This window comes from Desulfosalsimonas sp. (assembly GCF_055149105.1).
On record NZ_JBSRLA010000051.1, the window covers coordinates 19,932 to 27,666 of the forward strand.

Here is a 7,735-nt window from a genome sequence, read left to right on the forward strand (position 1 = left end):
CCTCTTTAAATATTGCCCGGTTCTGTAAAATCCCCGGTGCACCCGGCATGTTCAGCCAGTTTCAAAATGCGGGCCTGATGCATAACCGCATCAGGCAGGGAAAAAATTGACGCAACCACCGGCCCCGGCCGAAGAGTTAGCCCGGAAGGTTGAACCATGCGAAGCTGAAGTCGATCCGGCCGGAGCCGGAAGCACTCTGTGACCACGGCCTTGAGATCCACCTGTTGATCCCCCTTTTTCCGGGTGGAAAACACCACCCTGAAAGCAGGCGCTGCCATAAAGGCTTCAAAAGCCTGGTGGTCAAATCGGCTGCCCGGGGGCAGGGTAACCTGATAGACCGCAGGGCCGGGCCTGTTGGGTACCTCCCGGGTTTTCGCCGGGCTGCAGCCCACAGCCAGCAGACCCTCGGGCAAATGCCGATTGATCGATTCCGGAATCCGCTCCAACGGAAAATTCGTGGCAATGGTCATAAAAAAGCTCTCCTCCTCACTTTCCATGCCCACCGGCAGGGCGTCGCCAAAAGCCACCTTGGGCTTTGGATGAAACCCGGCTGAATACGCCGGCTCCACCCCGGCCCGGCGCAGAGCTCTGAGAAAAATGCTCACCAGCTCCAATTGACCATAATACCGGGCCGGTCCAAGTTTGCTGTAAACCACCCTGACGCGGTGAAAAGGCCCTTGCGCATCAGCCAGGGGCGGGCCCGGGGCATCCGGCGCTGAAACATCATTTTTTTTCTCAACAGCCTCAATGGGCCGGCATGTTTTAAAATCACACACACCGCAGCCCTGGCAATCCCCGGATCGGCAGTCCGGGGTAGGGACAGCCTCAAGGGCATTTTGATACTCGGCTGCAAGAAAATCCCGGGAAACCCCGGTATCAATATGATCCCAGGGCAGGGGGGCATCCAGGGCCACGGCCTGCAGGTAATCTTCCGGATCCACGCCCTGTGCAATAAAGGCTTCATCCCAGGCCGCCTTGTCAAAGGAATCGGTCCAACCGTCAAACCGGCATCCTCTTTGGTAAGCGGCAGCCAGCACCGGGGCCAGGCGCCGGTCGCCCCGGGCAAAAACGCCTTCCAAACGGCTGGTTTCCGGATCCTGCCATTTAAACTCCACCCCGCGCCCTTTTACCCGCCGGCGCAGATACTGCATCCGCTCCCGGGCCGTGGCCGCATCGAGCTGGCCGGCCCATTGAAACGGGACATGGGGCTTGGGGATAAAGGTGGCCACGCTCACGTTGATATTGCCCCCCCGCCGGCCTTTGGGCCGCAGCTTGTGCAGGCGGCGCACCAGTTCGGCAATGGCCTCGATATCCGCCTCGGATTCCGTGGGCAGGCCAATCATGAAATAAAGCTTGACCAACTGCCATCCCAGATCAAAAGCTGTGGATACGGTCTCAATGATTTCATCTTCGCTGATGTTTTTGTTGATCACCGAGCGCAGCCGGGGGCTGCCGGCCTCAGGGGCAATGGTAAATCCGGTTTTGCGGACACTTCGAATCAGCTCCATCATCTCCGGATTCAGGGTTCCGGCGCGAAACGAAGGTATGGAAATGGCCAGGTGCCGCCGCCGGTATTGCGCCGCCAGATGTTTCATCAGCGGGGTCAGGCAGGAATAATCGCCCGTGCTCAAAGACAGCAGGGAAAGGTCCTCATACCCGGTTGAACCAAGGCTTTTTTCCACAAGCCGGGCCAGGGTGTCAAGGGACCGCTCCCGCACCGGGCGGTAGATCATCCCGGCCTGGCAGAACCGGCACCCCCGGGTGCAGCCCCGTGCAATTTCCAGCCTGAGCCGGTCATGGACCGGTCTTCCAAACGGAATCACAGGAGTTTCCGGAAAGCCCGCCAAGTCCAGATCCGGGGTCACGGCCCGGCGAACCTTGTCATATCCGGGCAAAAAAGGCCGGGTTTGCTGGCGGCCGCAGGCATCAACCGCTGCGGCAAAAAAGGCCGGCACATAAACGCCTTCAATGGCAGCCCAGGCCTTGAGCAATTCGGTTTTATTCCCGGACCCGGAATCTTTCCAGTCGGCCCAGGCATCGAGCATGTCCGGAAGCACGGCCTCACCGTCGCCCACCACCATGGCATCAAAAAACAGGGCCACGGGCTCGGGGTTTACCGTGCAGGGCCCCCCGGCAATCACAAAAGGATAATTGCTGCCGCGCTGGTCGGCATAAAACGGAATACCGGCCAATTCCAGCATCATTAGCACATTGGTGTAATTGAGCTCATAGAGAAGACTAAACCCGATAATGTCAAATTCGCCCAGGGGCCGTCGGGTTTCCAGGGAAAACAAAGGGATTTGCCGGGATTTGAGCAGTTCCGCCATGTCCATGCCCGGTGCAAATACGCGTTCAGCACATGCTTCGGGCCGGGCATTGATCAGATCATAGAGAATCTGCATGCCGAAATGCGACATGCCGATCTCGTAAGTGTCCGGAAACGCCAAGGCCATGCTGAGCCTGACGTCCGCGCCGGTCTTGGCAATTGAGTTGATTTCCCCGCCCATGTACCGGCTGGGTTTTTCCACCAGGGACAAAAGCGAATCAATTTTCAGGTCAGTCATGGTTGTCATCTATTTCATGCTGGCCTGAACGAATTCCAAGGTCTGACGAACCTCATCGCGGAAAAAATTCTTCAGCTCCGCCTGCCAATTTTCCTCTGCCAGTTTTCTGCGGATCCGCTGCACCGTATCCGCGCGCAGCATCTGCTTCATCCGCATAAAAGGGCGGCCCGGGTTGTCTATCCACAGGGAGACCACCTGTTTGGCCCGATCCATGAGCATGTCTTCGGCAGTCAGTTCATCCACCAGCCCCTTTTCCCTGGCGCCAAACACATCGACCATATCGCTGAAAAACATCACATCCCGGAACCGGTGGTTGCTGTCAAACCCGAACCGCATGACCTCGTGCTGGGCCACGCTCAGGGGCAGACCGATTTTGTTTTCAGACATGCCCACTTTAATCTTGGGATGCTCTTTGATAATCCGGTAATCTGCGGCCATGGCCAAAATCAGCCCGCCGGCCGCGGTATGGCCGTTTAAGGCCGCCACAACGGGTTTTCTGCAGGCAAACAGAGAAGTGAGCACCTGCTCTTCAAACTCAAAAAACTCCACAGCTTCCCGGAGTTCGGAGAAACCCAGAAACATGGGCAGATCAAATCTGCTGGAAAAAAACCGGCCCTCGCCGGTAAGCACAATACCCTTGGGCGACGGGTTTTCATCTGCCTCGGCAACGATTTCTCCCAGGCGCTGGAGCATATCCCGGTTTAAAGAATTGGTTTTGCCGTGGTTTAAAGTGACAATCCGGATGTCGTCCTCAGTGGTTTCCTGGAGCAATTGTTCAGTCATGGGCATATTCCTTTATATTTTCTATATGGATTCTGAAATTTTATACAGTCAAATGTTGATGAGCCTGTAAAAAGTCTTTTTTACAGGCAGTGTTAAGTTTTAAGTGATTAAGTGTTAAGTAAAATCAATAATTTATTTGTTCATTGATTAGCGGTTATATCCGATTTGGGCCTTTTTACGATTCCATCAAAGGTTGAAGCCCTGGTAAAAACGCCAAAATCAAGACTTCTGATCAAGGCTTTTTACAAGGCTGCCACAGAAAAACCTTCCCAAGGAAGCCCGGCCTTGGGCTTCCTTCCTGCAACAATAGCGGACGCGGTAAAAAGCTTTTTACGACTTTGCCAAAGCGACTGTTTGTTCATAAAAGCAATCGCTTTTGCAACCGGCCAAATCCCGGCAAATAAAGTACAATACAAGGCTTGTGTCAAGAATGAAAACCCGGCTTCAGCAGGCCTGAAAACAGCAGGGGACCGGAGCGGCCCGGGCGATATTGACACAAGCGGGTTTTCTATTATATACGAGCAGAAATTTTTATCAATCATGGAAAATGTAAAAGCATGAAAACGGGTGATCCCAGCCCGGCAATTGACAACAATGCCGTAAAAATTTATCAAAAAGGATCGCTGACAATGATTCGTATCAACCCCCATTACAAAAAACTCCAGGCCTCTTACCTGTTTTCCGATATTGCCGCCCGGATTGCCGATTTCAGTGAAAAAAACCCGGATACCGAAATCATCCGCCTGGGCATCGGAGACGCCACCAGGGCGCTGCCAGCGGCCTGCATTGCGGCCATGCACGAAGCGGTTGACGAAATGGGACAAGACGCCTCCTTTCGCGGCTACGGACCCGAGCAGGGATACGCATTTCTGCGGGAAAAAATCGCAGAACACGACTTTGCCGCCAGGGGCGCACAGATTTCAGCAGACGAGATCTTTGTCAGTGACGGGGCCAAGTGCGATACCGGCAATTTCCAGGAAATCCTGGCAACAGAGACGCGGGTGGCCGTGCCGGATCCGGTCTATCCGGTGTATGTGGACACCAATGTCATGGCCGGCCGCACCGGAGAGTTTCAAGACGGCCGGTTTGAAAACATTGTGTACATGCCCTGCACCCGGGAAAACGACTATTTGCCGAACCTGCCGGATGCCGACGTGGACCTGATCTGTTTGTGTTTTCCCAACAACCCCACGGGTACAGCCGCCACAAAGCAAACCCTTTCAAAGTGGGTGGACTTTGCCCGGCAAAACAAGGCCCTGATACTCTATGACGCGGCATATGAAGCCTTTATCCGGGATGAAACCCTGCCCCGGTCCATATACGAGATCCCCGGCGCCCGGGAAGTGGCCGTGGAATTCAGAAGCTTTTCCAAAACCGCCGGGTTCACGGGCACCCGCTGCGCCTACACGGTGGTGCCCAAGGAGTGCCGGGCCTTTGACAAAAACGGACACCCGGAAATGCTTCATCCCCTGTGGAACCGCAGGCATTCCACAAAGTTCAACGGCGTGGCCTACCCGGTGCAGCGGGCTGCGGAAGCCGTCTACAGCGAGCAGGGACAGAAACAGGTAAAGGCAATCATTGATGATTACATGAAAAACGCCGACCGCATCTGCCGGGAAATGGATGCACTGGGCTATTCATATGCAGGCGGCAAACACTCGCCCTACATCTGGGTGGATGCACAGACCGATTCCTGGAACTTTTTCAACGCACTTCTGGAAAAAACCGGGGTGGTCTGCACCCCGGGGGCGGGATTCGGTCCCTGCGGGTCCAGATACATCCGGCTGAGCGCATTTAACAGCTATGACAACGTGGACCGGGCCATGCAGCGAATCCGCAAAGCCCTGATAAGCCTGTAAAAAGTCTTTTTTACAGGCAGTGTTAAGTTTTAAGTGATTAAGTGTTAAGTAAAATCAATAAGTTATCTCTTTAGTGGTTGACGGTGATATCCGTTTTAGGACTTTTTACGGCACCATCAAGCCCTGGGATAAAAAATTAGGTAAAATCCGACAATACACTCCTGCGCAGACCTGTGACCCATTCCGGGTCACAGGCAAGGGTTCTGCCGTCAATCGAGCGCACCCCCACCGGTCCCATCAGGGAATTGGTGACCAGCACCAGGTCTGCATCAACCAGGGATTGGACCGTGACAGGCTTTCTGCGGATAAAAAAGCCCAGCGCCTGAAGCCGCCGCGTCACGGCCTGCTGCATGACCCCGGCGAGCACATGGGCCGAGGCCGGACAGATCACGGTGTTTCCGTAAACCGCCAGCAGGTTGGCGGTGTTGGTTTCAGACACGGAGCCGTCTGGATTGCAGATCACGGCTTCATCCGCCCCCTGCCGGCGTGCCCATTTGCCGGCCACGAAATAATACAAGTAATTCATGGTTTTATGGTCCGCCATGGGGGTCTGCCGGAAACAGGGGTATGTGACCAGATCCAGGGCCGACTTTCCCGCCTGCTCCAGCCGGTGCACATACGAAGCGGCTGAAACCATCAAATGGGGCGGACGATCGAGCCGGCTTTCCTCCTGCCGGGCCGCGGCCAGGAGCTTGACCGCGCACACCTGTTTTGTCAGATTATTGGCCGCCACCACCCGGGAAATAATGGTCTGCCAACTCAAATCCGGCACAGGGGTGTTAAAAAGCCCCTGCCAGGTGCGGAAAAACCGCTCCAGGTGCGCTTTTGCCAGATGAATCTGGTTGTTTTCCACCCGGATGGTTTCAAAAAATCCGTATCCATACTGCACCCCGGGGTCGGTGACCGGCACCCGGGCATCGGATTCGGCCACGATCATGCCGTTTAACCAGATCCGGGGCCGGCGGTCTTCAACCCTGTCGGGTTCCCCGAATACGCTCATCACGGACCGTCCCTTGTGAAGGGTTTCCTCGTATTCCGAGGCCGGATCCGAGTCAAACACCACGCCCCCGCCAACGGAAAAAAACATCCGGTTGCCGCGGATGACCGCCGTGCGGATGGCAATGGAGAGATCCATCTGCCCGTCAAAGCCAATGTAGCCGATAGAGCCGGTATAAACATGCCTGCAAACAGGCTCCAGCTCATCTATGATTTCCATGGCCCGGATTCTGGGACATCCTGTCACAGATCCGCCGGGAAACGCCGCCCGGATCAGGTCAACGCTGTCTTTGTTTTCAGCCAGCCGTCCCCGGATCACGGACACCAGGTGAAATACATTGGGCCAGGCCTCCAGGCGTTTGTGTTCGGCCACCGCCACGGTGCCTGCCGCACACACCCGGCCCAGGTCGTTTCGCATCAGATCAACGATCATGGAAAGTTCTGCATCGTCTTTTTCACTGGACTGCAGTTCTTCTGCCAGGGCGCGGTCGGCTTCGGCCGTCTCTGCCCGGGGCCGGGTGCCCTTGATGGGCCGGGTTTCCACCAGGGCTCCGGTTTTGCACACAAAACGCTCCGGGGACGTGGACACGATCCAGTGATCCCCGGCATGGACATAAGCATAAAAAGGGGCCGGGGCATCGGCGAACAGGCGGGTGAACATGGAATAGGGATGACCGGAAAAATCGGTTTCAAAGCGCTGGGAAAAATTCACCTGGTAGATGTCACCGGAAACAATGTAGTCTTTGACCGTCTCCACCGCCTCCATGTAGGTGCGCCGGGTAAACGGTGAGAAAAAACCTGTTGATCCGCCGGAAAAGCCAGTCTCAAGGCATTGGGACGGGCGGTGCAGGTGCGCGAAAAACCAGTCCCGGGCCCGGGCCGCCCCGGTTTGTCCGGTTTTTGACCGCTGCGGAATGCACAGCCGCGTGGTTTGCCGGTGCCGGTCGCGGATCAAAAGCACTGACGGGGCATACAGGCAGATCTCCGGCAGCCCCTGGTCATCTATTGCGGTTCTGGGCAGGTTTTCGATCCGGTTTTTCAGGTCATAGGACAGATATCCCAGAAGGCCCGCGCTCAAGGGCAGGTCCGGACAGGCCTGACCCACGGCGCAGGTATGGAGAAGCGCGCGCAAAACCTCCAGGGGATCTGCCTGCACACACAGGGTGTCGTCTCTGATTTCAAGCCGGGCATAGACCCCGTCAAACCGGTAGGTCAGCCATGGCCGGGCTGCCAGGATATGATATCTTGCCGCGTCATGATCCGTGCCGCTTGCCAGCACCACGGTGCCGGCAAGATCGGCAAACCGGGCGGCGGTGTCAACAAAGGGCTCTTTGAGATCAATTGTCTCGGTGCAGACCCGGTCAATGCCGCCGGCAAAACCGGAGATCTGCGTTTGAAGGTCGTTTATCATTTGACACACTCGTAAAAAGTCGGTTTTCAGATGGCGCTGTAAAAAGTTCAAGATCAAGGCTTGCGCGATTTCGAAGAATGCAGCGTACTTATCCGTACGTGAAATTCTGAGAAATCGCGCGT

5 protein-coding genes are annotated in these 7,735 nt (G+C 55.9%); 2 read left to right on the top strand and 3 right to left on the bottom strand.

Annotation, left to right across the window (positions count from 1 at the left end):
* Nucleotides 1-5: 5 nt before the first annotated feature.
* Nucleotides 6-2,573: a TIGR03960 family B12-binding radical SAM protein gene (locus ACTCIA_RS12315; RefSeq protein ID WP_463002121.1), complete on the bottom strand. Its 2,568-nt coding sequence runs from the start codon at nt 2,571-2,573 to the stop codon at nt 6-8.
* Complete coding sequence (locus ACTCIA_RS12320; protein ID WP_463002122.1) at nt 2,574-3,347, bottom strand: enoyl-CoA hydratase/isomerase family protein; 774 nt, start codon at nt 3,345-3,347, stop codon at nt 2,574-2,576. It lies immediately after the preceding gene.
* A gap of 165 nt (nt 3,348-3,512) precedes the next feature.
* Between ACTCIA_RS12320 and ACTCIA_RS12325 the strand changes: the two genes are divergently transcribed.
* Together ACTCIA_RS12325 and ACTCIA_RS12330 are read left to right on the top strand one after the other, a co-directional pair.
* Entirely contained in the window at nt 3,513-3,908 is a 396-nt protein-coding gene (locus ACTCIA_RS12325; protein ID WP_463002123.1) for a hypothetical protein, read from the top strand.
* Between the two features lie 68 nt (nt 3,909-3,976).
* Nucleotides 3,977-5,206: an LL-diaminopimelate aminotransferase gene (locus ACTCIA_RS12330; RefSeq protein ID WP_463002124.1), complete on the top strand. Its 1,230-nt coding sequence runs from the start codon at nt 3,977-3,979 to the stop codon at nt 5,204-5,206.
* Between the two features lie 136 nt (nt 5,207-5,342).
* Here the strand turns inward: ACTCIA_RS12330 and pabB are convergent, their stop codons facing one another.
* A complete protein-coding gene (gene pabB, locus ACTCIA_RS12335; protein WP_463002125.1) occupies nt 5,343-7,613 on the bottom strand; it encodes an aminodeoxychorismate synthase component I in 2,271 nt (756 codons plus the stop codon).
* Between the last annotated feature and the right edge of the window lie 122 nt (nt 7,614-7,735).